We start from the raw sequence: 21,261 nt of genomic DNA, 5'->3' as shown, positions 1-21,261 counted from the left end.
TCCTGCCACGCTAGCGACGCCCCTGCCAGCAACAATGAGGAAATTTGTAAAACCCTCCGAAACCGCCAATAGCGACATACACTGCCGCTTCTACCGATCCCGGAGCTTTCGATGCGCATCGGCCTGGCCGCCAACCGTCTCCATCACCACGACGCGCGCGCGGCACTGTTCCGCTGGCTGCGCGCCAGCGAACCCGGGCTGCGCGAACTGGGCGTGACACTGTGTGCGGTCGGCCGCACCCACGACGCGATCCAGCGCAACGGCTTCCTTGCCGGTTACGACGGCCTGCAGCGCTATCCCTACGGTCGCGACGGCGGCTTGATGAAACTGGTGGCCGAAGTGGTGGGCATGGGCGCCGAGCGTACGCTGGACGGTGCGGTCTATCTGATGGATCCGGTGGACCCTTCCTCGGTTTTCCCCGAGGCGACCGCGCTCAAGCGCCAGTGCGTGATCCACGGCAAGCCTTTCATTTCCACCGTGGCCACCGCCCGCGACTGGATCGAGGTGGAGCGCATCCATGCTGGCCTGGCTGCCGATACAGGCGCCAACGACCTGCATGCATTCGAAGGGCAGACGCTGGCGTTGATCGCGCACGATGCGATGAAGCCGGCGATGCTGGCGTTCGCCGATGAACACTTCGACGTACTGGCGCGCTTCGGCGAACGCGTCGCCACCGGTACCACCGGCCAGCGCTTGAACGAGCTGGCCTGGAGCCGCGGCTGGCCAGCGGATGCGGCGTGGGTGACGCGCTACCAGAGCGGGCCGATGGGTGGCGATGCGCAGATTGCCGACCGCGTGCTGGAAGGCCGTTGCCAGCGCGCAATCTTCTTCGAGGATCCGCACGTGGCGCGCCAGCACGAAGCGGACATCCAGCTGCTGGAACGGGCGGTGACCACGGTGACCGATCAGGCGGTATGCATCACTGCACCGCGCGTGGCGGCGCGGTGGGCGGAGGCGGCGGCCTTGCGCGCGGGTCGATGAGGTTTGCGGCCAACGGCTGAGCCGCTCGTGGTGGCCGTTCAGATCAAAAGCCGTGCTTGGCCGGGCGGGGTGGATTGCGCAGGGGTCGCTGCAAGTACGTCCATGTAAGCTCGGTCGCCGCATCCATGCGGCTCACGCCCCTGCGCAACCCACCCCGCCCGGCCACGGATGGTTTCCGTGCTGACCACGGAAGAGAAAAAGAAGAGCAGGAGCAGAAGCGGGTCGCGCGCTGTGCGCGCTTCAGTAGAGCCGATTTTGCTCGACTGCGCCGCCGGCTCTATGGAGTGGAGCCCCTTCTGTTGAAGGGGCGCGCCGAAGGCGGGGGTAGAGGAGGAATGCGTGGGCAGGTGCTGTAGCGCAGGCGCTACAGCAGCTGCCGAAGCATTGCTTTCAATCTGCGCCCTTCCAGCTGGAAGTAGTCGCGCTGCTCGCGCCAGTCGGGGAAGCGTTGTTCCACTTCGTGCCAGAACGCGGGCGAGTGGTTGGCCTGGATCAGGTGGCAGAGTTCGTGCACCAGCACGTACTCGAAGGCGGCCGGGCGGCCCAGTACCAATGCCAGGTCCAGCGCCATGCTGCCGTCGGGGGCCAGCGAGCCCCATTGCGAGGACATCACCTTCAACCGCAGGCGGCTGGGCGCGCGCGGCAGGCCGGGCAGGTACTTCGGCAACCAGCGGCCGACATCGGCGCGGGTCTGTGCTTCGTAGAATTCGCGCAGCAGGCGGCGCAGGGTCGCATCGCCGCCACGGCTCGGCCATTGCACACAGGCACCGTGCCCGTCGATTTCCAGCCGCGCGTAGCGGCCTTCCTGCCAGCGCAGTGGCAACAACTCGCCGCGCAGCGGCAGCACCCCTTCAACGCCGGGCTGCAACGCGGCGGGCAGACCATGCCCCTGGTAGTGGCGCAGCTGCAGCCCCAGCCATTCGCGATGCAGTTCGAGGAAGCGCTCGCCCATCACCAGGCTGGCACGCGGCGGCAACGTCAGTCGTGCGCCGCGCTCATCGACGCTGAGCTTGATCCGGCGCGCGCGCGGATCACGCACGCGCAGTATCTCGATCTCGACATCCTCCAGGCGCAGGCGAACGGTATCGCGCTGCACGGTGGCGGGTGGGACCGGCGAGATCAGGCGGCGCAGCAGACGGCTCATGGTCCCAGCATAGCGCCGTGCGAGGCCGCCGGATGACCGGCGGCCGACGGCCTGCCTGTTCAGTCAGCCTTGCTGAGCTTGAAGGCTTCTTCAAGCAGCAGGAACAGGCGACGGATCTCCGCGCTCTGCAGGGCGAAGCGGGCGTCGAACTCGGCACGGCGGCCGTCTTCGTCGGCATGTTCCAGCTGGTCCAGCGCGCCGTCCAGGAACTTCAGCTTGCGCACGATCAGGTCGTCGCCCAGCACGAAGGACAGGTTGTCCTCGAACACCAGGGCCAGCTTGGTCACCTGCTTGCCGGCATCCAGGTGCTTGTCGATCTCGTCGCAGCGCAGTTCCTGGTGCTGGCACTTGACCACCGCGCCGCCTTCCACCGGGTCCTTCATCTCGCACTCCTCGCCCAGGCTGAAGCCGGTGGGCAGGGGCTCGCCGGCGATCCAGCCGGTCAGGATCGAACGCGGCGCGACTTCGGCGTTCAGCGGCATCGCCGGGAAGCTGCCGAGCAGGCCGCGGATGTCGGACATGAAGTATTCGCCGGTCTTGCGGCTGGAGGTGTCCACCGCCACATAGCCGTGCAGCTGGTCGATGAAGGCATCGTTGCGCGAGGACTTCACGAAGGCGCGCGGCAGCAGTTCATGCAGCAGGTCGTCCTTCATGCGCTTGCGCTCGCGGCCACCAGGGCGGCGGCCTTCCTTCTCTTCGATCTCCTCCAGCTTGCGCTCGAGCAGGTCGTTGACCACCGCGCCGGGCAGGATCTTGTCCTCGCCACCGACGGTCAGCCACAGGTGTTCGGCAATGCGGTGCGAGAGCACTTCCTTCTCTTCGCGGCCGAATGGCGAGATGAAACCACGCGAGTTCATTTCCAGTGCGCCCACCGGTTTGAGCAGGGCGTGCGGCAGCAGGGTGTCGACTTCGGAAAAATCAGTGGCAGTCGGGAAGCGGAAGAACGTCAGGTTGCGAAAGAACATGGAATTCCGGTGTCTGAAGAAGAAGGGCGCCCGACCTTAAACGGCAGGCGTCTCGGGAACTGCGTCGGCCGGCCAGGCATCGGCATGCGCCGCATCGCCACGGCGGCCCAGGGCCATGAAATCGAACAGGGCGGCATCGGCCAGCTGCGCAGGTCGCACGTCGGCCATTGCACGTGCGATCTGTTCAATGCGCCCCGGATGGTCTTGGTCCCACTGCTTGAGCATCAGGCCGACCTGCCGACGCTGCAGGTTTTCCTGGCTGCCACACAGGGTGCAGGGAATGATCGGGAAACGGCGCGCCTGCGCGTACTGGGCGATGTCGTGCTCGCGCACGTACGCCAACGGGCGGATCACCACGTGCTGGCCATCGTCGCTGAGCAGCTTCGGTGGCATGGCGGCCAGCTTGGCGTGGTGGAACAGGTTCAGGAAGAACGTGGCCACCACATCATCGCAATGGTGGCCCAGTGCGATCTTGCTGAAGCCATGCGCCTTGGCGTGGTTGTACAGGGCGCCACGGCGCAGGCGCGAGCACAGCGAACACATCGTGCGGCCTTCCGGGATGACCCGGCTGACCACTGAATACGTGTCCTGCTCGATGATCTGGTACGGCACGCCCAGCCCGGCCAGGTACTCCGGCAGGACGTGCGCGGGGAAACCCGGCTGTTTCTGGTCCAGGTTCACCGCCACCAGTTCGAACGGCACCGGCGCCTTTTTCTGCAGCTGCAGCAGCAGGTCCAGCAGGGTGTAGCTGTCCTTGCCGCCGGACAGGCAGACCATGACCTTGTCGCCCGCTTCGATCATGCCGAAGTCGGCGATGGCCTGGCCGACCTGGCGGCGCAGGCGCTTGCCCAGCTTGTCCGCCCCGAGCCCGTCCACGCGCGGATCGCGCGGAACGCGCTGCGGGGGATCGGGCAGGGAGATCACGGCGGACATGGCGCCATTCTACCGGCTTGTGGCAGCCCGGACCCGGGGTCGGGATTCCCCTCTCCCGGCAGTCATCGTCGCTGTGTATGCTCGGAGACCGTGGACACCTACAACCCCGCCGAAATCGTCGAACACCTCGTCGCCCTGCGCGCCGAGCACCGGTTGCTGGATGAACAGATCGCGCGCATGGCCGCCAACGGCGAAGATGAGCTGGAGTTCAAGCGCCTGAAGCGGCGCAAGCTGCAGCTGAAGGACTGCATCACCAAGCTGGAAAGCCTGCAGATTCCGGACGAACCGGCGTAACCGGTGGCCCATCCACGCATGGCGTGGATCTACTGGCCTACGCCGCCCCGAACGCCGATGGCACAGCGGCAGCCTATGGATCCACGCCATGCCGGGAAGTCCCGGTAGATCCACGCCATGCGTGGATGGGGCCCTGCATCAACGCGGCAGCGCCAGCTCCGCACTCCAGGCCGCCTCACCGTCCACGGTCAGGTCGCAGCGGCGCACGTTGTCGGCACCGGAACAGCGCAGACCCAGCGGGTGCCCGTACCAGTCACCGGCAAGGCCCTGGCGAGCGGCGGATTCATCACCGCTGATGCGCACCTCGCCGGCCAACCACAGGCGGTAGCGCACCGGTTGCCCGGCCTCGATACACAGGCGCACCGGCGCATCGGCCAGGCGCCCGGGCAGGTTGTCGTCCACGCAGGCTTCTGCAGCCTGCGCCGAAGTAGCCGCAAGGCCTCCGGCCGCGATCAACGCGGCCAGGCCCGACAGGTGCCGCAGGTTCAATCCTGCGGTGCCGGTTCGTCCGGGCGCGCCGCTTCCGGGCTGACCCGTTCGATGGTGTGGCGCAGTTCGCGGCCGAGGATGAACTTGGCATCCTTGGCCCAGGCGTCCAGGCGCTCGTCGAACAGCAGCTTGCTGTTCTCGTCCGGCCACACCAGGCGCAGCTCGCGCAGCTTCTGGATGAAGCCGCGGAACAGCGACTTGTCGAAGAACTCCGGCGCGGCCGGTGCATAGAGCAGGCTCAGGCGCTGTGCGGCCTGCTGGCACAGGCTTTCCAGCTCGGCGGCGCCGAGCGTGCCCGGGCCGTTCTTCACCAGCACCGAAATGGCGATGTAGTAGCGCTCGAATGCCTGCTGCAGCGAGTGGCCGATCGCACGCAGGCGGAACACTTCGTCGGTCTGCCCGGTGTTGCGGGCAAGGATGCCACCGTCGTCTTCGTTGACGTTCTGCAGCAGGCCCTCACGCACGAACACGTCGATGGTCTGGTCGATGCGCTGGGCGAACTCGTCCTCGGTCCACGGCAGGAACAGTTCGGCCTGCAGGAACGGGTACACCGTGCGGCCCAGCTGCACCAGGCCGGTGCGGCTCATGCGGCGGTTGTTCTGGAAGCAGCAGGCCACCCACGACGATGCGGTGAACAGGTGCACCACGTTGTTGCGGAAGTAGCTCAGCAACACCGCGGTATCGCCGCTGACGCTGAGCACGTCGCCCAGTGGGTGCTTGATGCGGGTGAGGACGTTGATCTCTTCGGCGTGGGCGATGATCCGCTCCGGAGAGTGCGGAGTCACCGTCACCCGGCCCGAATACGGCATCTCCACCAGCAGGGTCTTGCACAGCTCGATCTGCGCGATCAGGTCGGCCTCGCCCATCGCATGCTTGGGCGTGGACAGCAGGGCCAGCGCCAGCAGGTTGATCGGATTGACGTCGGCCGCGCCGTTGATGCGCACCTGGATGCGCTCGGCCAGGGTGTCGACGGTGGTCGACAGCCACGAGGGCTTCTCGTCCTCGGACACCGCCTCGCCACCCCACTCCGGAGCCTTCTCGGCCAGCACATCGTTCAGCGCGATGGGTTCGCCGAAGTTCACCACCACCTGGCCGTAGTTCTGCTTGAGCACCTTGGGGATGCCCCACAGCAGCTGCCAGATCGATTCCTTCTCCTTGGGCCGCCCGGACAGTTCATCCAGGTAGCTGCCGCCCTCCATCAGCTTCTCGTAGCCGATGTAGATGGGCTGGAACAGCACCGGCTTGCGCGGCTGGCGCAGGAACGCGCGCAGGGTCATCGAGATCATGCCGCCCTTGGGCTGCAGCAACCGGCCGGTACGCGAGCGCCCGCCCTCGACGAAGTACTCGATGGAATAACCACCGGCGACCAGCTGCGCCACGTACTCGCTCAGCACCGCCGAATACAGCGCGTTGCCGCGGATCGAGCGGCGGATGAAGAACGCACCGCCCTTGCGCAGCAGGGTGCCCACCACCGGCAGGTTCAGGTTGATGCCGGCCACGATGTGCGGCGGCACGATGCCGCGGTCGTACAGCAGGTAGGACAGCAGCAGGTAGTCCATGTGGCTGCGGTGGCTGGGCACGTAGACCACTTCGTGGCCCGGCGCTGCGGCCTTGAACTTGTCCAGGTGGTGCACCAGCACGCCGGCGTAGATGCGGTTCCACACATGGCTGAGCATGAAGCTGGCCGAGCGCACCACCGGGCTGGAATAGTCCGCGGCGATTTCCCAGGCGTAGGCGTGCGCCTTCTTCCAGGCATCGCTGGTTTTGCTGTTGTCGCGCTTGGCCTGCGAGGCGATCGCCTCGCGCACCGTCTCGGCGGCCAGCACCTGGTCCACCAGCAGGCGCCGGGTCGACAGGTCAGGACCGATCACCGACTCGCGGATGCGGCGGAAATGGGTACGCAGCACGCGCTGCAGCTTGCGCACCGTACGCTCGGGCTCCAGGCCCTCGTCGACGGTGCTGCGCAGCGAGATCGGCGGTGCGAAGCGGACGATGGTGTTGCGGCCGTTCAGCAGCAGGCCGAGCAGGCGGCGGAAGCGGCCTACCAGCGCCCAGTTTTCCGAGAACAGCACGGCGAACCAGCCGCTCTGCTTGTCCGGGGCGCGGCCGACGAAGATCGACACCGGTACCAGGTGCACATCCAGGTCGTCGCGCACGCGATGGGCCTGCAGGACCTTGGCCAGCGAATCGGAATGGGTCTTGGCGCCGCGCTGCTCGGGAATCAGCGAGTTGCTCGAGCTGCGCCGCGACAGGGCCAGGTAGGCGCGCTTGCGGCCGGTGGGGTCACCGGCCAGCGGTACCAGCGGCGAGGGCAGGCCAGCCTGGCGGCAGGCCTTGTCCAGGATCAGCGCGTTGGACAGGCCGTAGTCTTCCAGCACGTACATGACCGGGCGGCCATCGTTGTACTGGCCCGGGTCTTCCGGCTCGATCTTCAGCGACAGCCAGGGTTCCACCAGGCGCCCGAGCAGGCGCGCCCACAGCGGGCGGCGGCCGGCAGGACGCGCGTGCACAGGCGTCGCCGCCGGCGGCGTGCCGGCGTCGGTCGAGGGGGACGCCGGCGCCGTGTCGGCGGGCGTCGGCTGGGATTCTTCGCCGGGGAACGGCAGCGGGTTCTGTTTCGACATCGACGTCATTATGGCTTAGCCGATGGCGTTGCCGCTTCCCCATCGGTTGTCGGGGCGGGCACAGGGTCCGGAGCGGCGGCGGCGCGCGCCGCATCGGCCTGCCGCAACAGGGCATCGGTATCGGCCAGGGTGCGGGTCAGGTACCAGTGGCCCTCGCGCCGGCTCAGCGGCACCTGCACGGTCATCGCGCGGCCGGCGAGCTCGTACTGCAGGCGCACCAGAGCATTGTCGCCCTCCACCGACAGCAGCTCACCGCGCACGCTGCGCAGCGCCTCGTCCACACCCAGGCCATAGCTGGCCAGCACCGCCTTCAGCGTGTGGATGAACGGCGCCAGCTGCTGCAGGCTGCCTTCCATGCCTGCGGCCTGCAGACCGGCATCGTCCTGGAAACCCACCTGGGCGGCGGCGCCGACGAGGGCGGCGATGCTGCTGCGGGCTCTGGCGCGGTCGCTGATCGGGGCATCCTGCGCCCAGGCGGCCAGGGTCTGCACCAGCTGGATGTAGTGCGCCTGCTGGCCGGGCGTATAGCCCTTCTGGTGCCGCAGGTACTGCACACCGAAGTTGCCCATCGACTGCGCGGCCTGGCGCACGGCGCGGGCCTGGCCGGCCAGCTGGCGGTCGAAACTGCGCTGCAGCTGCACGCTGGCGCCGGGCTCACGCAGCGCCGCCAGCATCGGCAGCAGCTGGTCGCCCAGCGGCAGTCCGGTCAGCGGCCACTGGCTGTGGCCGTCGGCCCAGGCCTGCTGCAGGCGCTGGTACTGGCTGGGGGGCACCGACAGCTTTGCATAGCCGACCAGGTCGTCCTCGGCCAGCCGTTGCGCCATCGCCTGTACTGCAGCGACAGGTTCGGCCGGCGCGGCGGCCGGATCACTGCCGGATTCACGGCACGCGGCGATGGCCAGCAGCAGCATGGCCGCCAGCCCCCATCCCCGCGCAGACCTTCCTCGCATTACCACGCTCATGCAATCGGACTCCCCGGACCGGTCCGCATCTTGCGGCCTGCGACGTGACAGCGGCAAGCCGGGGCGTCACGGTTTCTGCCATGGCGCGCACTGCGCGGTGGATCCACGCCCCGCGCCGATGGGCCCTTGCCGCACCCGGCGGATAAAAAAAGAGCCCGGACCACAGGGATCGCAGGCTCTTCAAACCGGCGCAAGGCCGGTGGACAGTGTTGTGGCGCATGTCCGGCCCGAAGACCGGATGGCGGCGATCCTACGCTGCCCGCAAAGTTAACGCAATACATGATGAAATGTCATTCAACTCATTGATTTTATTGGATCAATCACGTTGCCAGACTGCTTCAATGAAATCTACGGCATGTTTTTCGGCGATTCGGGCATAAACGCCGGGGTGGCCGGCCAACGCGCAGCCTTCGCCCCAGCTGACAACACCGAACTGGGTCCAGCCCCCGCGCAGGCGCAGCAGCAGCGGACCACCGGAGTCACCCTGGCAGCTGTCGATCCCTTCGCGGCCGGCGCAGATGACCTTGCCGCGTGCGAGCTCCCCTCCGTAGGCCTGCTGGCATTCGGCGAAAGGCACGAACGGGGTCTGCACCGTCTGCAGCTGGGTAGGATAGAGCCGTTCTTCACTGATGTCGGTGTCGCCCCAGCCGATCACCGTGAACTCCCGGCCTGGCTTGAGATAGCTGGCATCGGGCCGCAACCGCAGCGCGACCGGCTGCGCATCGGCCAACGGTGCGCTGAGCTGGATCAGGGCAACATCATGTTCCAGCGTGTTGCCGCTGTTGAACGCCGGGTGCATGTGGATGGCCTTGACGTTGGATGCATGCGCGGACGGTTCGGTGGACAGCCTGGTGACATTGCCGAGTACCGCGATCGAGGCGGGCGAATTGCCCTGCACGCAGTGCGCGGCGGTAAGCACCCAGGACGGTGAGATGAGCGTGCCGCCGCAGAAGTGCCGGGTGTGGTCGGTGTGGCCGTAGGAGATGCCCTGCAGGCTGACCATGAACGGGTAGTCGCCCGGCTTGGCATCCTCGCCGCCGATGATGCGCGGTGCTTCGCGGGGTTGGGGTGCAGCCGTGGCGGGAAAGACGATGGCCGCCGCCAACAGGCCGCCGAACAACAAAGAGGTGCTGCGATACATATCCGTGTATTCCTCTATCGATGGTTGGTACCGGCACGGCCGCGGTCCGTGCTGGTGCATCGATTGATAGAGGGCGCTCCGCGCGCACAGCGCGATGCGGCGCACAGTTTTCCCGGCTGGGGTCGGGTGCGTCAGAGCAACAGGCACAAATGCGAGCGCCATCCCGCATTCGACGGGATGGCGCTCGTGGTGCCGGCGTGACCGCCGTCGGGGCGGGGCTCAGCGCGCGGCCAGAGCCGTCGCGATTTCCTGCTGGATCGCCCGTGCTGCAGCCTGCGGATCGGACGCATGGCGGATCGGACGACCGACCACGATGGCATCGGCACCATCGGCAAACGCCTGCGCCACACCCACCGTGCGCTTCTGGTCATCGCCGACCGGGCCACCGGGACGGATGCCCGGGCAGACGATCGAAAAACCGGCGCCGGTCGCGGCGCGGATCGGGCCGGCTTCCTGGCCAGAGGCGATCACGCCGTCGATGCCAGCGGCCTGCGCGGCCAGCGCGCGTTCGACCACGACCTCCACCGGCTCGCGGTCGATGCCCATCTGCGCCAGGTCCGGGCGGCCCATCGAGGTCAGCACGGTCACCGCCAGCAGGCGCATGTCGCCGCTGTTGGCGGCCGCGCAGGCCTCCATCATCGCCGGGTGCCAGCCGTGGATGGTGGCGTAGCTGACCGGCCACTGCGCCAGGCGCTTGATCACCGCCGCAGCGGTGGCCGGGATGTCGAAGAACTTCAGGTCGACGAACACGCGCTTGTCGCGGCGGGCCAGTTCGTCCAGCACCTGGAAGTACTCACCGGAGGCGAGCAGTTCCATGCCGATCTTGTAGAACGCCACGCTGTCGCCAAGGCGGTCGACCCATGCCAGCGCCTGCACACGGTCAGGCACGTCCAGCGCGAAGATCAGGCGCTCGTCGTCACGCAGCGGCAGCGGGGCGCGGCTCACGGCGCGTAGTCCAGCGCGGCACGCTTGGCGTCATGACGGGCCTGCCGCGACTGCGCGTAATCGTTGTTGAACTGCGCCGGCTCGAAGCCGCCGTAGGTCGGGTTCGGCAGCATCCACCAGCGCTCGCCGAACCAGTCGTGATACTGCTGCAGCAGCGCGTCGCGGCCATCGTTGGTGTTGGCGGTCACTTCCACGAAGTCACCCAGCTGGTCGCCGAACTGCATCAGCACGCGGTACTTCTGCCCGGCCAGGCGGCGGCGGCAGTTCTTCTCGCTGCCGGCCTGCTCGCACCCTTCAACCACGGTGCCCAGACCGAGGAACACGCTGTCATCGGCCACCGGCAGGCCCTGCTCGCGCAGGTTGGCCAGGGTCGCGTCCTTCAGGTGCACGGCGCGGTTGGAGATGTACAGCAGGGTCACGCCCTTGGCATTGGCAGCCTTGGCGAAATCGACCACGCCGGGAATGGCCTTGGCCTTCTTTTCGGCCACCCACTGGTCCCAGCTGAGTTCGTCGTATTCCTTGCCGTCACGCACCAGGCGCGCCTGGTAAGGCGAGTTGTCCAGCACGGTCTCGTCCACGTCCAGCACCACGGCCGGCTTCAGGCCCTTGGCCTCGTTGCCACGCTCTTCCGGCACCAGCGCGTCCCAGTGGGCTTCCTTCAGCGCAACGTCCAGATGGTCAGCGGCGGCACGGTAGGTCTGCTCGGTGATCGCCCTGTATTCCTGCGCGCGCTGCATCCACAGCACGGCATTGAGGTTGTCGTTGGCGGTCGCGTCGAGGGCACCGTCGGCCTTGGCGGCGGCGGCCGGGGCTTGCGGGGTGGCGGCTTCGGCAGGCGCTTCCACGCGCTTGCAGGCGGACAGGCCCAGCACCGCAGTGGCGAGCAGGGTCAGGGACAAGGAAACGGGACGACGCATGGATTCACCGGCAATCAGATATACCGGCCCATTTTACCGGCAAAGGCGCCGCCGGGACGGCTATGCTTGGCGGTTGACACGTTGTCTTCCGGAAGCCGCCATGACCGACCCTGCCCAGACCCCCGACGTTCCGCTGCTGGATGCCGTACAGGCGCGCCTGCTGGGCTGCCTGGTGGAGAAGGAAGCCACCACCCCGGACACCTACCCGCTGACCGTCAACGCCGCGCAATCGGCAGCCAACCAGAAGACCGCCCGCGAGCCGGTGATGAACGTGAGCGCCGGCGGGGTGGAGCATGCGCTGCGCCAGCTGGAGACCCTGGGCCTGGCGCGCCAGCACTTCTCCTCGCGCGCCGACCGTTACGAGCACCGCCTGCAGAGCGCGCTGGACCTGACCCGGCAGCAGACCGTGCTGCTGGCCCTGCTGCTGCTGCGCGGGCCACAGACCCTGGGCGAACTGGTGTCGCGCAGCGAGCGTCTGTACCGGTTTGCGGATATCGACGAAGCCCGCCACGCCGTCGAGCGCCTGCAGCAGCGCGCGCTGCTGGTGGTGCTGCCGCGCGCCAGCGGCCAGCGCGAAGACCGCTACATGCACCTGCTGTGCGGTGAAGTGGACGGCGCGGCGTTGGCAGCAAAGTACGCCAGCAGTGGCGGTGGCAGCGGCGATGCGGCCGATCCGGGCCTGGCCGAGCGCGTGGCCCAGCTGGAAGCGGCCGTGGCCGAGCTGCAGGCACAACTGGCCGAACTGCGCAGCTGAGCGTCCGCATGCGGTAGTGCCGGCCGCTGGCCGGCAACCCGGTGATGCCTGGATGCCGGCCAGCGGCCGGCACTACCCGACCTGCGCCGCCCCCGGCGTGGCATACAAGCGGCTGGCGCTTTCGATGCCCGGCAACTGGATCACCCCGCGCTCCTGCATGCCCAGGCCCAGCAGGATCTTCCCGGACACCACGTTGTCCAGGTCGGTGATGCCATACAGATCGTGCAGGCCCAGCGCTCCGCGTGCATGCGCGAACACCGCCCGCGCTGCCTCGCTGGCATAGCCCTTCCCCGCGAATTCCGACAGCACCGCATAGCCAATATCCGGTCCCGGCAGGCCATCACGCCGCACCAGGCCGGCATTGCCCAGCCAGGCGCCATCGGACAGCCGCTCGATGGCGTACATGCCGAACCCGTTCAAGGCATAGCTGTGCAGCACGCGCAGCGCGATGTACTCCCGCGCCTGCGCTTCGTCACGCACGTTGCGGTCACCAATGAATCGCACGAAGCCCGGATCGTTGAGCAGGGCCAGCATCGGTGCCGCATCGCGGTCCGGTTCAATGGCCCGCAGGCGCAGGCGTTCGCTTTCAATCGGGTGCACGGACAGGTCTCCAGCCAGAGACCCCGATTGTGCCTCAGCCCCCGCGGTTGCCGTTGCCTTTGGTTTTCTTTTTTCTTTCCGTGGCTGACGCGCCAGGAAACCGTCCAAGGCCGGGTAGAGGGGCTGCGCAGGGGCGTGAGCCGCATGGATGCGGCGACCGAGCTTACAGGGACGTACTTGCAGCGTCCCCTGCGCAGTCCCTCTACCCGGCCAACCACGAACCCACTGCGTTGAGCGCCAGCCACGAGGGGCTGCGCCGTTCGCCGATCAGTCGAACAACGCCTCGATCGCCGCCAATCCCGCCGTCGCCCGCTCCTTCTTCCGCGCCGCATCCGCAACCGGATCAGCGCCATCGCGCTGGATCTCCTCGGCCGGGATCTCCTCGAAGAAGCGGCTCGGCTTCAGCCGCACGTGCTCGCCGAACTTGCGGGTCAGCTTGCTGTAGCTCATCCACAGCTGGATCTTGGCGCGGGTGATGCCCACATACAGCAGGCGCCGCTCTTCCTGCAGATTGCCCTCGTCCAGGCTGACCTGGTGCGGCAGCACGCCATCCTCGCAGCCGACGATGAACACGTAGGGGAATTCCAGGCCCTTGGAGGCGTGCATGGTCATCATCCGCACCTGGTTGCCGCCCTCGTCCTTGTCGCTGCGCGACAACAGCGCCAGCTGGCCGGCCAGATCGGCCGCGGTGGCACCACGCGGGCCACCCTCGAACCACTGCGCCAGTTCTTCGATGTTGTTGGCGCGACGCTGGTAGCTGGCTTCTTCCTTGGCCTGCTGCCGCAGCTCGCTGAGCAGGCCCGATTCCTTGGCGACCTTGCGGATCATGTCGCCGGAGCTGATCTGCCGCGTCTGCGCGCGCAGGTCACGCAGGATGTCGGTGAAGCGCGCCAGGCTGTTGGCCGCGCGCGGTGGCAGCTGCTGCAGCGCGCCGATCGCCTCGGCGGCCTGCGCCATCGGCATGTCCTTTTCCGAGGCCAGTTCGGCCAGCTTGGCCAGGGTGCCGGCGCCGACCTCGCGCTTGGGCGACTGCACCGCACGCAGGAACGCGGTGTCGTCGTCCGGGTTCACCAGCAGCCGCAGCCAGGCCAGCGTGTCCTTCACTTCCTGGCGCTCCAGGAACATGGTGCCGCCGGTCAGGTGGTAGGGGATGCGCAGCAGCTGCATGGCCTTTTCCAACGGCCGCGACTGGAAGTTGCCGCGGAACAGGATGCAGAAATCGCTCCACGGCACGTTGCGCGTCTGCGCTACGAACGCGATCTCGGCGGCGACCTTCTCGGCCTCGTGTTCGCTGTTGCGGCACTCCCACACACGGATGCGCTCGCCGTCGGCCTGGTCGCTCCACAGCTTCTTCAGGTGTTCGTGCGGATTGTTGGCGATCAGCGCGTTGGCCGCGCGCAGCACGCGGTTGGAACACCGGTAGTTCTGCTCCAGCTTGATGATTTCCAGCGCCGGGTAATCGCGCCCCATCTGCTGCAGGTTTTCCGGGTTGGCACCGCGCCAGGCGTAGATCGACTGGTCGTCATCGCCCACGCAGGTGAAGTTGCCCTTGTCACCGGCCAGCTGCTTGAGCAGGCGGTACTGCGCATCGTTGGTGTCCTGGCATTCGTCGACCAGCAGGTAGCCGATGCGCTCGCGCCAGGCCAGCGCGATCTCCGGGTTCTCTTCCAGGATCTGCACCGGCAACCGGATCAGGTCGTCGAAGTCCACTGCGTTGAACGCGCTCAGGCGCAACTGGTAGCGCTCGTAGATGCCGGCCGCTTCCTTCTCGCGGTTGCTGCGCGCAGCGGCCATCGCCTGCTCCGGCGACAGGCCGGCGTTCTTGGCGCGCGACACCAGGTTCTTCATGTCCTCGATGTCGTCCGGCTTGGCGCCGTACATCAGGTCCTTGATCTGCGCGGCCGCGTCATCGGCATCGAAGATCGAGAAACCGCGCTTGAGCCCGACGGCGGCATGCTCGATCTGCAGGAACTTCAGGCCCAGCGCATGGAAGGTGCAGATGGTCACTTCATCAGCATCCTGCTCGCGCAGGCGCTTGGCCACGCGCTCGCGCATTTCCTTGGCCGACTTGTTGGTGAAGGTGATCGCGGCGATGCGCTTGGCCGGGTAGCGGCCACAGCCGATCAGGTGGGCGATCTTTTCCACGATCACGCGCGTCTTGCCGCTGCCGGCGCCGGCGAGCACCAGCAGCGGTCCTTCGATGTGGAGGACGGCGGCAGCTTGGGGGGGATTGAGACCGTGCATTGGGGTGCGATTGTAGCGGGCGTTGGTGGCGGCCACAGCCGCCGGCCGGTGGGCTTGCTGAACGGCTTCGGCCGGCGCCGGGTGGCGTCGTACAATCGGCCGATGGCCAAGCTCTATTTCTACTATTCGGCGATGAACGCCGGCAAGACCACCACCCTGCTGCAGAGCGCGCACAACTACCGCGAGCGCGGCATGCGCGTGGCGATCCTGACCCCGCGCCTGGACGACCGTGCCGGCGCGGGCGTGGTCGCTTCGCGGATCGGCCTGCGCGCCGACGGCATGGCCTTCGAACGCGACACCGACCTGCAGCAGTGGGTCAGCCAGGATCTGCAGGCCAACGGGCCGCTGGGCTGCGTGCTGGTGGACGAGGCGCAGTTCCTCAGCCGCAGCCAAGTCTGGCAGCTCAGCGAAGTGGTCGACCAGCTGCGCATCCCGGTGCTGTGCTACGGCCTGCGCACCGATTTCCGCGGCGAGCTGTTCGAGGGCAGCCAGTACCTGCTGGCCTGGGCCGACGAGATGCAGGAGATCAAGACGATCTGCCACAGTGGCAAGAAGGCGACCATGACCGTGCGCGTGGACGAACATGGCCATGCCGTGCAGGACGGCCCGCAGGTGGAGATCGGCGGCAACGAGCGCTACGTGTCGGTCAGCCGCGCCGAGTTCAAGAAGATCACCCGTGGCGAGGGGCGGATCGATCCGGCGCAGGCACCGCTGCCGCTGTAGCGGCATGGCATCCAGCCGTTTACAAGTGGACGGCTACCTGCCTAGGCTGCGGCAACGTCTGCTGCCGAACTGGAAGTCCGCCATGCGTTCCGCCCTGCTGTTGATTCCCCTGTTGTTCCTGCCTGTACTTGCCGTCGCCTCCGGCCAGGGGCCCGCCGCTCCGCTGGATGATGCGGCACTGCTTGGCGCCGGATTCCTGGACGGGCATCCAGACATGAAGTTCCGGCAGTGGGGCATGGATGCGCTGCAACGCGGCGACGCCGAAGCGGCGATGGACAACTTCCGCAAGGCTGCCCGCTACGCCGACAAGCCTGCGCAGGGGCTGCTGGGCGAGATGTACTGGTACGGTGTCAAACGTGCTGCCGACCCGGTCATGGCCTTTGCGTGGATGGATGTCGCGGCCGAGCGCGGATACCCGTTGATGCTCGAGCTGCGCGACAAGTACTGGGCAGCACTGCCGTTGGAACAGCACGATATCGCACGAGCGCAGGCGCTGCGGCTGCGCGATGAGTACGGCGATGCAGCGGCTCGCCCACGCCTGGCCGCGGAGCTGCAGCGGGGCAAGCGTGCGATGACCGGGAGCCGGACCGGCTCACTGTCCAACAACGTCGACATCGTCTACATGGATGGAGGCGTGAGCCGAACCATCAAAGCCGACCGCCTCTACGATCCCACGTACTGGGATCCAGACCGCTATCAGCGCTGGCAGGACGAGAACTGGATGAAAATACGTCGCGGCACCGTGGAAGTCGGCCTGCCGACCCAGACGCCACCTCCAGCGGCAACCGAGGGCAAGCCGTAACCCAAGGTGCCGGCAGCAAGCCGGCACCCTGCATCACTCAGTACAGCGTGCGCTCCGGCGCACCAGCCGGCGGCGGGGTGTACTGGTACAGCCAGGTTTCGGTGAGGGTCTTGCCGCCACTGCGCAGGTACAGGCGGATGTCGATCTGCTCGCTGCTGCCCTCCGGCGGCACCAGGTCGAACATCGCGCGGTAACCCTTGATCTCGCGCAGCGGCCGCGCCGAGACGATCTCCACCCGGCCACGGCTGGTTTCGACAACGGCTTCGACGTCGGCCTTGTCGATCAGGCTGGCCAGTTCGCCGCCTTCAAAGTCGACCGCAAAGCGCCACGAGAAGTACTCGCGCTTCTTGCCGATCACCCCGCCCAGGCCGGTGCGGCTGGCAACGCAATGGGCCAGCGGCGTATGCGCCGGCGGCTGTGCGCCCCAGTACAGCCGGTAGCCGACCAGCAGTTCCTGGCCCGGCTGCGGCTTTTCCTTCGGGTTCCAGAAGGCCACGATGTTGTCGAAGGTTTCATCGACGGTGGGAATCTCCACCAGCTGCACCGAACCCTCGCCCCATTCGCCCTTCGGCTCCACCCACAGGCACGGACGCTTCTCGTAGAACACGCCGTCGTCCTGGTAATGGTCGAAGTTGCGGTCACGCTGCAGCAGGCCGAAGCCACGCGGGTTGCGGTCGACGAACATGTTGAAGCGCAGGTTGCGCGGGTTCACCAGCGGCCGCCAGATCCATTCACCAGCGCCGGTCCACAGCGACAGGCCGTCGGTATCGTGGATCTCCGGGCGCCAGTCCCAGCCCATGCGTCGGTCGTTCTCGCCTACCTGGTACATGCTGGTGCACGGGGCGATGCCCAGCCGCTCGATGGTTTTGCGCGGGTACAACGCGCTGTCGATGTCCATCAGCAGCACATCGCCGTTGGTGACGGCGAAGCGGTAGGCACCGGCCACGCTGGGCGAATCCAGCAGCGCATAGACGATGATGGTGTCCGAGTCGGCCGCAGGCTGTTCCAGGTAATAGGCGATGAAGTCTGGGAATTCCTCCGGCTTGCCCATGCCGGTGTCGATGGCCAGGCCACGCGCGGACTGTCCGTACTGGCCTTCCTTGCCCACTGCGCGGAAGTAGCTGGCACCCAGGAACGCGGCGAAATCGCGGTCGGTGTCCTTGCGCGTGTTCAGCCGGAACCCGGCAAAGCCGAGGTCGGCCGGCAGCTCACCATTCTTCAACCCGCTCTTGCCGTAGTTGAACGCGGCGCCGTCATAGGCCAGTTCCTGCGCCTTGCCGTCGACCACGTCGTACATGCGCACGGGCGAATGGAAGTACAGACCCAGGTGGAAGAACTTGGCCTGGAACTTACCCGGCTGGTCGGCCCACAGGGCATGGTCCTGGCGGTAGCCGATCGACTGGTACTGATCCCAGTCCAGCGCCTCCAGCTTGCCCGGCAGCACCCGCTTGTGGCTCTGGTAGGGCGCCTGTGCCAGCGCGCGCGCCTGGCCCTTCAGGGTGGCGAAATCGAACGGCTGCGGCTGGCCAAGCCGGCGCAGCCCAAGCTGGCCACTCTTGCTGGCCGCACAGGCCGGCAGTGACGGCAGGCCGAAGGCGGCCAGGGCCAGGGAGGCATTGCGGATGAAGTCGCGTCGTTGCATGCAGGCGCGGGAGCAAAGGGAAGGTCGGCCATCATAGGCAGACAAACGTTAACGGGCAGCGGTGGACTCGATACCCTGTTCAGCCTGCGCCAATGCCGCAAGGCGGGCATCAAGCTCGTGCAGGGCCGGTGCCTGCGGACCGCGCTGGGCCAGCAGCAGCTGCCGTGCCTCGGCCAGCACGGTGCGGGCCTGCGCGATCTGGCCGGCCTGCTGCAGGACCTGCCCTTGTGCCAGCAGCGCCTGCGGCAGCAGAGCGACGTGATCCGGTTGGCGCCAGATCGCCACCGCACGGGCATAGTGTGCTGCCGCCGCCGAGGCGTCGCCGCTGGCGCTGGCCCATTTCCCCAGGGCGAACTCGCCGTAGCCGATCTCGCGATGGTCCGGGCCCAGGGCGCCGAGCAGCTGTGCCTGCACCTGCCGCAGTTCCTGGCCGGCCAGCGCGTGCTGGCCACGCTGCAGGGCCAGCAACGCGCGTGCACGGCGGACCACCAGTGCCTCCGGGTGGCGCGGTCCCCATGCCTCCTGTGCCGCCTGCCAGGCCAGCTCCAGCTCGGCCGCTGCCGCCTGCGTGTCGCCCTGCCGGGCCAGCACATCGCCCAGCTGGCGATGCAGGCTGATCACCTGCGGGCTGCTGGCGTCGGCGCGTTGGCCGAGCAGGGCCAGCGCCTGCCGGTACCCCGCCAGCGCGGCCGGCAGGCGTCCGGCGGTGGCGTCCAGGGCGGCCAGATCGGCCAGTGATTCAGCACGCCCGAAGCGCTCGACCATCCCCTGGTGGCGCAGCGCCAGCGCCTGCTGGAACGAACGTCGCGCCGCATCGGCGTCACCCAGTTGGGCCTGGCAACGCCCAAGCTGGCTGTGGAACTCGGCCACCGCCGCCGGCAATGCCGCCGCCTGGCTGGCCGCCAGCGGTTGCAGTGGCTGCAGGTGCGCCAGGCACTCGCGTCCGCGACCGAGCATGCGCAGTGCGCGCCCGCGCTGGGTAACCGCCTCGATCTGCAGCGCCGGCGGCACCTCGCCCACCTCCTGCAGCAGCCGGCGCTGCTGGTCCAGGGTCTGCAGCGCCAGCTGGTAGTCGCCCAGGCCGATGCGCAGGCGGCCGATCACCCCTTGCAGCTCGGCCAGCGCCAGCGGCTGGTCAGCCAGTTCGGCTTCGCCCCGTTGCTGGCCGGTGGCCAGCAACTGCGGCACGTCGAAATGGCCGTGGCGCTGGCTGGCCGCCTTGTCGAACAGGCCAACAGTGAAATCCTGCATGGCCTGCGCACGCGCCATTTCCGCCCGCGCCTGGCGCAACTGCCACAGGGCGAAGGACGTGGTCCCCAGCAGGGCCAGCGCGGCCAGCCCGGCCAGCGCCACGCCCCAGCGATGGCGGCCCACGTACTTTCGCACCCGGTAACCCACGCCCGGCGGACGCGCCTGGATCGGCTGCCCCTGCAGGTAGCGGCGCAGGTCGCCGGCCAGTGCTTCGGCCGACGTGTAGCGCTGCTGCGGGTCTTTCTGCAGGGCCTTTTCCAGCAGCACGTCCAGATCGCCACGCAGTCGCTTGGCCTGCCGCAGCAGCGCCCGTCTCGGTGCCCCCGGCTCGGCGGCCAGCCGTTGCAGCAGCGCCGAGGCACGCGGTGCCTGCACATCCAGGATCGAGCGCTCCCATTCCGCGTCACTGTGCCGGCGCAGGCGATAGGGCTTGTGCCCGGTGACCACCTCGAACAGCACCACGCCCAGCGAATAGACATCGGTCAGGGTCGTCACCGCCTCGCCACGCACCTGCTCCGGCGCGGCGTAGTGCAGGGTGAACGCGCGGATTTCGGTAGCCGGATGGGCCGCGTTCGGATCGTCGTGGTCGAGCAGCTTGGCGATGCCGAAGTCGAGCAGTTTCACCGTGCCATCGGCGCGTACCAGGATGTTGGAGGGCTTCAGGTCGCGGTGCACCACCAGGTTCGCATGCGCATGGCTGACCACCGCGCAGACCTGCAGCATCAGCTGCAGCCGCGTTTCCAGCGGCGGTTGCAGGCGCCGGCAGTAGTCGCTGATCGGCTCGCCTTCCACGTAGTCCAGCGCCAGGTAGGGCTGCCCGTGCTGGTCCACCCCGGCGTCCAGCAGCTGTGCCAGGTGCGGGTGCTGCAGGCGGGCCAGGATCTGCCGCTCGCGGCCGAAGCGCTGGCGCAGGCCGGGATCGGCGACGCCACTGCGCAGCAGCTTCAGCGCGACCTGGCGCTGGTACAGGCCATCGCAGCGCTCGGCCAGCCAGACCTCGCCCATGCCGCCTTCGCCGAGCGGATGCAGCAGCCGATACGGCCCGACCTCGCTTCCGGCGCGGCCTGGCGGCGTAGCGGTCCACAAGGGCTGGGCCATGAACTCGTGGCTGTCGGCTTCCTGCTGCAGCAGGCGTTCCAGCTCGCGGCCCAGCGTCGGGTCCTGCGCGCTCACGCGCTGCAGGCGCAGCTGGCGGGCGGCGGGTGCCAGCTCCAGCAGCTGGTCCAGCCAGGATGACAATTGCTGCCAGCGGGCGGTATCCATGATGTGGGTGGCGGCGACTCAGTCGCTGCGCATCGCGGCCAGCAGGAACAGCCGCGCTTTCTGCCAGTCGCGGCGGATGCTGCGCTCCGAGCGCTGGCTCAGTTCGGCGATCTCCAGGTCGGACAAGCCGGCGAAGTAGCGCAGCTCCACCACCTTGGCCAGGTGCGCATCGACGGCCTGCAGGCGTTCCAATGCAACATCGAGGGCCAGCAGATCCTCGTCCAGGCGCACGCCGCTGCTGCTGTTCTCGGGAATCTCGGCCACCCGCTTGAGGTCGCCACCGCGCTTGCGCGCCAGCCGGTTGCGCGCGTAATCGACGACCACGCTGCGCATCGCCGACGCCGCATAGGCGAAGAAGTGCGCACGGTCCTCGAAGCGCGCCGCACCGCGGCTGCCCAGCAGTTTCAGGTAGGACTCGTGGACCAGCGAGGTCGCATCCAGGGTGCGTCCCTGCTGCCCGGCCAGCTGCCGCCGGGCCATGCTGTGCAGTTCCTGGTACAGGGTGGTCAGTACACGGTCGAGCGCGGCGCGGTCGCCACCGCGCGCAGCATCCAGCCATACGGTGATATCCGGGCCTTCGTCCATCG

General features: G+C 67.8%; 19 protein-coding genes. 5 read left to right on the top strand and 14 right to left on the bottom strand.

The features are described from left to right. The first annotated feature begins 111 nt into the window (after positions 1-111). Positions 112-981: a methylglyoxal synthase gene (locus CR918_RS19685; protein WP_099844558.1), complete on the top strand. Its 870-nt coding sequence runs from the start codon at positions 112-114 to the stop codon at positions 979-981. Positions 982-1,345: 364 nt separating this feature from the next. On the opposite strand, the gene CR918_RS19680 is transcribed toward CR918_RS19685, so the two are convergent. From CR918_RS19680 to ttcA, 3 genes are read right to left on the bottom strand one after another with little or no spacing between them, the layout of a single operon-like run. Beyond that, a complete protein-coding gene (locus CR918_RS19680; protein WP_059063103.1) occupies positions 1,346-2,125 on the bottom strand; it encodes a M48 family metallopeptidase in 780 nt (259 codons plus the stop codon). Positions 2,126-2,184: 59 nt separating this feature from the next. Then, a complete protein-coding gene (locus CR918_RS19675; RefSeq protein ID WP_025875418.1) occupies positions 2,185-3,090 on the bottom strand; it encodes a recombination-associated protein RdgC in 906 nt (301 codons plus the stop codon). 36 nt (positions 3,091-3,126) lie between these two features. Further along, the gene (ttcA, locus tag CR918_RS19670; RefSeq protein WP_088100834.1) at positions 3,127-4,023 is read right to left on the bottom strand and encodes a tRNA 2-thiocytidine(32) synthetase TtcA; all 897 of its coding nucleotides are present in this window, start codon (positions 4,021-4,023) and stop codon (positions 3,127-3,129) included. Between the two features lie 90 nt (positions 4,024-4,113). Here ttcA and CR918_RS19665 point away from each other — a divergent pair, with 90 nt between their 5' ends. Continuing rightward, on the top strand, positions 4,114-4,317 hold the full coding sequence (locus CR918_RS19665; protein WP_099844556.1) for a YdcH family protein: 204 nt from the start codon (positions 4,114-4,116) through the stop codon (positions 4,315-4,317). Between the two features lie 138 nt (positions 4,318-4,455). Here CR918_RS19665 and CR918_RS19660 read toward each other — a convergent pair whose 3' ends face one another. The 6 genes from CR918_RS19660 to CR918_RS19635 form a co-directional block, all read right to left on the bottom strand. Beyond that, positions 4,456-4,806 carry a hypothetical protein gene (locus CR918_RS19660; RefSeq protein ID WP_099844554.1) on the bottom strand — a complete coding sequence of 117 codons (351 nt, stop codon included), beginning with the start codon at positions 4,804-4,806 and terminating at the stop codon, positions 4,456-4,458. After that, positions 4,803-7,439: a glycerol-3-phosphate 1-O-acyltransferase PlsB gene (gene plsB, locus CR918_RS19655; protein WP_025875424.1), complete on the bottom strand. Its 2,637-nt coding sequence runs from the start codon at positions 7,437-7,439 to the stop codon at positions 4,803-4,805. Before plsB ends, CR918_RS19660 begins: the two co-directional genes overlap by 4 nt. Continuing rightward, complete coding sequence (locus CR918_RS19650; RefSeq protein WP_025875426.1) at positions 7,439-8,392, bottom strand: hypothetical protein; 954 nt, start codon at positions 8,390-8,392, stop codon at positions 7,439-7,441. Before CR918_RS19650 ends, plsB begins: the two co-directional genes overlap by 1 nt. A 316-nt stretch (positions 8,393-8,708) precedes the next feature. Continuing rightward, a complete protein-coding gene (locus CR918_RS19645) occupies positions 8,709-9,695 on the bottom strand; it encodes a S1 family peptidase (protein ID WP_243379286.1) in 987 nt (328 codons plus the stop codon). Between the two features lie 57 nt (positions 9,696-9,752). Continuing rightward, a complete protein-coding gene (gene pyrF / locus CR918_RS19640) occupies positions 9,753-10,478 on the bottom strand; it encodes an orotidine-5'-phosphate decarboxylase (protein ID WP_025875430.1) in 726 nt (241 codons plus the stop codon). Further along, the gene (locus CR918_RS19635) at positions 10,475-11,395 is read right to left on the bottom strand and encodes a 5'-nucleotidase, lipoprotein e(P4) family (protein ID WP_025875432.1); all 921 of its coding nucleotides are present in this window, start codon (positions 11,393-11,395) and stop codon (positions 10,475-10,477) included. Before CR918_RS19635 ends, pyrF begins: the two co-directional genes overlap by 4 nt. A gap of 100 nt (positions 11,396-11,495) precedes the next feature. On the opposite strand from CR918_RS19635, the gene CR918_RS19630 reads away from it, so the two are divergent. Next, entirely contained in the window at positions 11,496-12,149 is a 654-nt protein-coding gene (locus tag CR918_RS19630; protein ID WP_099844550.1) for a YceH family protein, read from the top strand. 72 nt (positions 12,150-12,221) lie between these two features. Here CR918_RS19630 and CR918_RS19625 read toward each other — a convergent pair whose 3' ends face one another. Continuing rightward, positions 12,222-12,749: a GNAT family N-acetyltransferase gene (locus tag CR918_RS19625; RefSeq protein WP_099844548.1), complete on the bottom strand. Its 528-nt coding sequence runs from the start codon at positions 12,747-12,749 to the stop codon at positions 12,222-12,224. Positions 12,750-13,016: 267 nt separating this feature from the next. After that, positions 13,017-14,993 (bottom strand): UvrD-helicase domain-containing protein, encoded by a 1,977-nt coding sequence (locus CR918_RS19620; RefSeq protein ID WP_025875440.1) that lies wholly within the window; start codon positions 14,991-14,993, stop codon positions 13,017-13,019. Positions 14,994-15,095: 102 nt separating this feature from the next. Between CR918_RS19620 and CR918_RS19615 the strand changes: the two genes are divergently transcribed. Further along, positions 15,096-15,716, top strand: a complete 621-nt coding sequence (locus tag CR918_RS19615) for a thymidine kinase (RefSeq protein ID WP_025875442.1) — start codon at positions 15,096-15,098, stop codon at positions 15,714-15,716. An 82-nt stretch (positions 15,717-15,798) separates the two neighbouring features. Further along, positions 15,799-16,518, top strand: a complete 720-nt coding sequence (locus tag CR918_RS19610) for an SEL1-like repeat protein (protein WP_025875444.1) — start codon at positions 15,799-15,801, stop codon at positions 16,516-16,518. Positions 16,519-16,555: 37 nt separating this feature from the next. On the opposite strand, the gene CR918_RS19605 is transcribed toward CR918_RS19610, so the two are convergent. The 3 genes from CR918_RS19605 to CR918_RS19595 are packed head-to-tail and all read right to left on the bottom strand — an operon-like array spanning position 16,556 to position 21,259. Next, positions 16,556-18,160 (bottom strand): OpgD/OpgG family glucan biosynthesis protein, encoded by a 1,605-nt coding sequence (locus CR918_RS19605; RefSeq protein WP_032978429.1) that lies wholly within the window; start codon positions 18,158-18,160, stop codon positions 16,556-16,558. Positions 18,161-18,208: 48 nt separating this feature from the next. After that, positions 18,209-20,674 (bottom strand): serine/threonine-protein kinase, encoded by a 2,466-nt coding sequence (locus CR918_RS19600; RefSeq protein ID WP_099844546.1) that lies wholly within the window; start codon positions 20,672-20,674, stop codon positions 18,209-18,211. A gap of 18 nt (positions 20,675-20,692) precedes the next feature. Continuing rightward, positions 20,693-21,259, bottom strand: a complete 567-nt coding sequence (locus CR918_RS19595; RefSeq protein WP_099844544.1) for an ECF-type sigma factor — start codon at positions 21,257-21,259, stop codon at positions 20,693-20,695. Positions 21,260-21,261: the final 2 nt, after the last annotated feature.

This window comes from Stenotrophomonas indicatrix (assembly GCF_002750975.1).
In the GTDB taxonomy this organism is placed as follows: Bacteria; Pseudomonadota; Gammaproteobacteria; order Xanthomonadales; family Xanthomonadaceae; genus Stenotrophomonas; species Stenotrophomonas indicatrix.
The sequence above is the reverse complement of the archived record's forward strand: the minus strand, read 5'-3'. Positions and strand labels throughout refer to the sequence as shown.

Excerpts from the sequence above, each read along its gene's own strand:
- CR918_RS19610 (WP_025875444.1), top strand. The coding sequence starts at position 15,799 with ATGCGTTCCGCCCTGCTGTTGATTCCCCTGTTGTTCCTGCCTGTACTT.
- CR918_RS19595 (WP_099844544.1), bottom strand. The coding sequence starts at position 21,259 with ATGGACGAAGGCCCGGATATCACCGTATGGCTGGATGCTGCGCGCGGT.
- ttcA (WP_088100834.1), bottom strand. The coding sequence starts at position 4,023 with ATGTCCGCCGTGATCTCCCTGCCCGATCCCCCGCAGCGCGTTCCGCGC.
- CR918_RS19680 (WP_059063103.1), bottom strand. The coding sequence starts at position 2,125 with ATGAGCCGTCTGCTGCGCCGCCTGATCTCGCCGGTCCCACCCGCCACC.
- CR918_RS19685 (WP_099844558.1), top strand. The coding sequence starts at position 112 with ATGCGCATCGGCCTGGCCGCCAACCGTCTCCATCACCACGACGCGCGC.
- CR918_RS19650 (WP_025875426.1), bottom strand. The coding sequence starts at position 8,392 with ATGAGCGTGGTAATGCGAGGAAGGTCTGCGCGGGGATGGGGGCTGGCG.
- CR918_RS19675 (WP_025875418.1), bottom strand. The coding sequence starts at position 3,090 with ATGTTCTTTCGCAACCTGACGTTCTTCCGCTTCCCGACTGCCACTGAT.
- CR918_RS19635 (WP_025875432.1), bottom strand. The coding sequence starts at position 11,395 with ATGCGTCGTCCCGTTTCCTTGTCCCTGACCCTGCTCGCCACTGCGGTG.
- CR918_RS19600 (WP_099844546.1), bottom strand. The coding sequence starts at position 20,674 with ATGGATACCGCCCGCTGGCAGCAATTGTCATCCTGGCTGGACCAGCTG.
- CR918_RS19605 (WP_032978429.1), bottom strand. The coding sequence starts at position 18,160 with ATGCAACGACGCGACTTCATCCGCAATGCCTCCCTGGCCCTGGCCGCC.
- CR918_RS19615 (WP_025875442.1), top strand. The coding sequence starts at position 15,096 with ATGGCCAAGCTCTATTTCTACTATTCGGCGATGAACGCCGGCAAGACC.
- CR918_RS19645 (WP_243379286.1), bottom strand. The coding sequence starts at position 9,695 with ATGGCGCTCGCATTTGTGCCTGTTGCTCTGACGCACCCGACCCCAGCC.
- CR918_RS19630 (WP_099844550.1), top strand. The coding sequence starts at position 11,496 with ATGACCGACCCTGCCCAGACCCCCGACGTTCCGCTGCTGGATGCCGTA.
- CR918_RS19620 (WP_025875440.1), bottom strand. The coding sequence starts at position 14,993 with ATGCACGGTCTCAATCCCCCCCAAGCTGCCGCCGTCCTCCACATCGAA.
- plsB (WP_025875424.1), bottom strand. The coding sequence starts at position 7,439 with ATGACGTCGATGTCGAAACAGAACCCGCTGCCGTTCCCCGGCGAAGAA.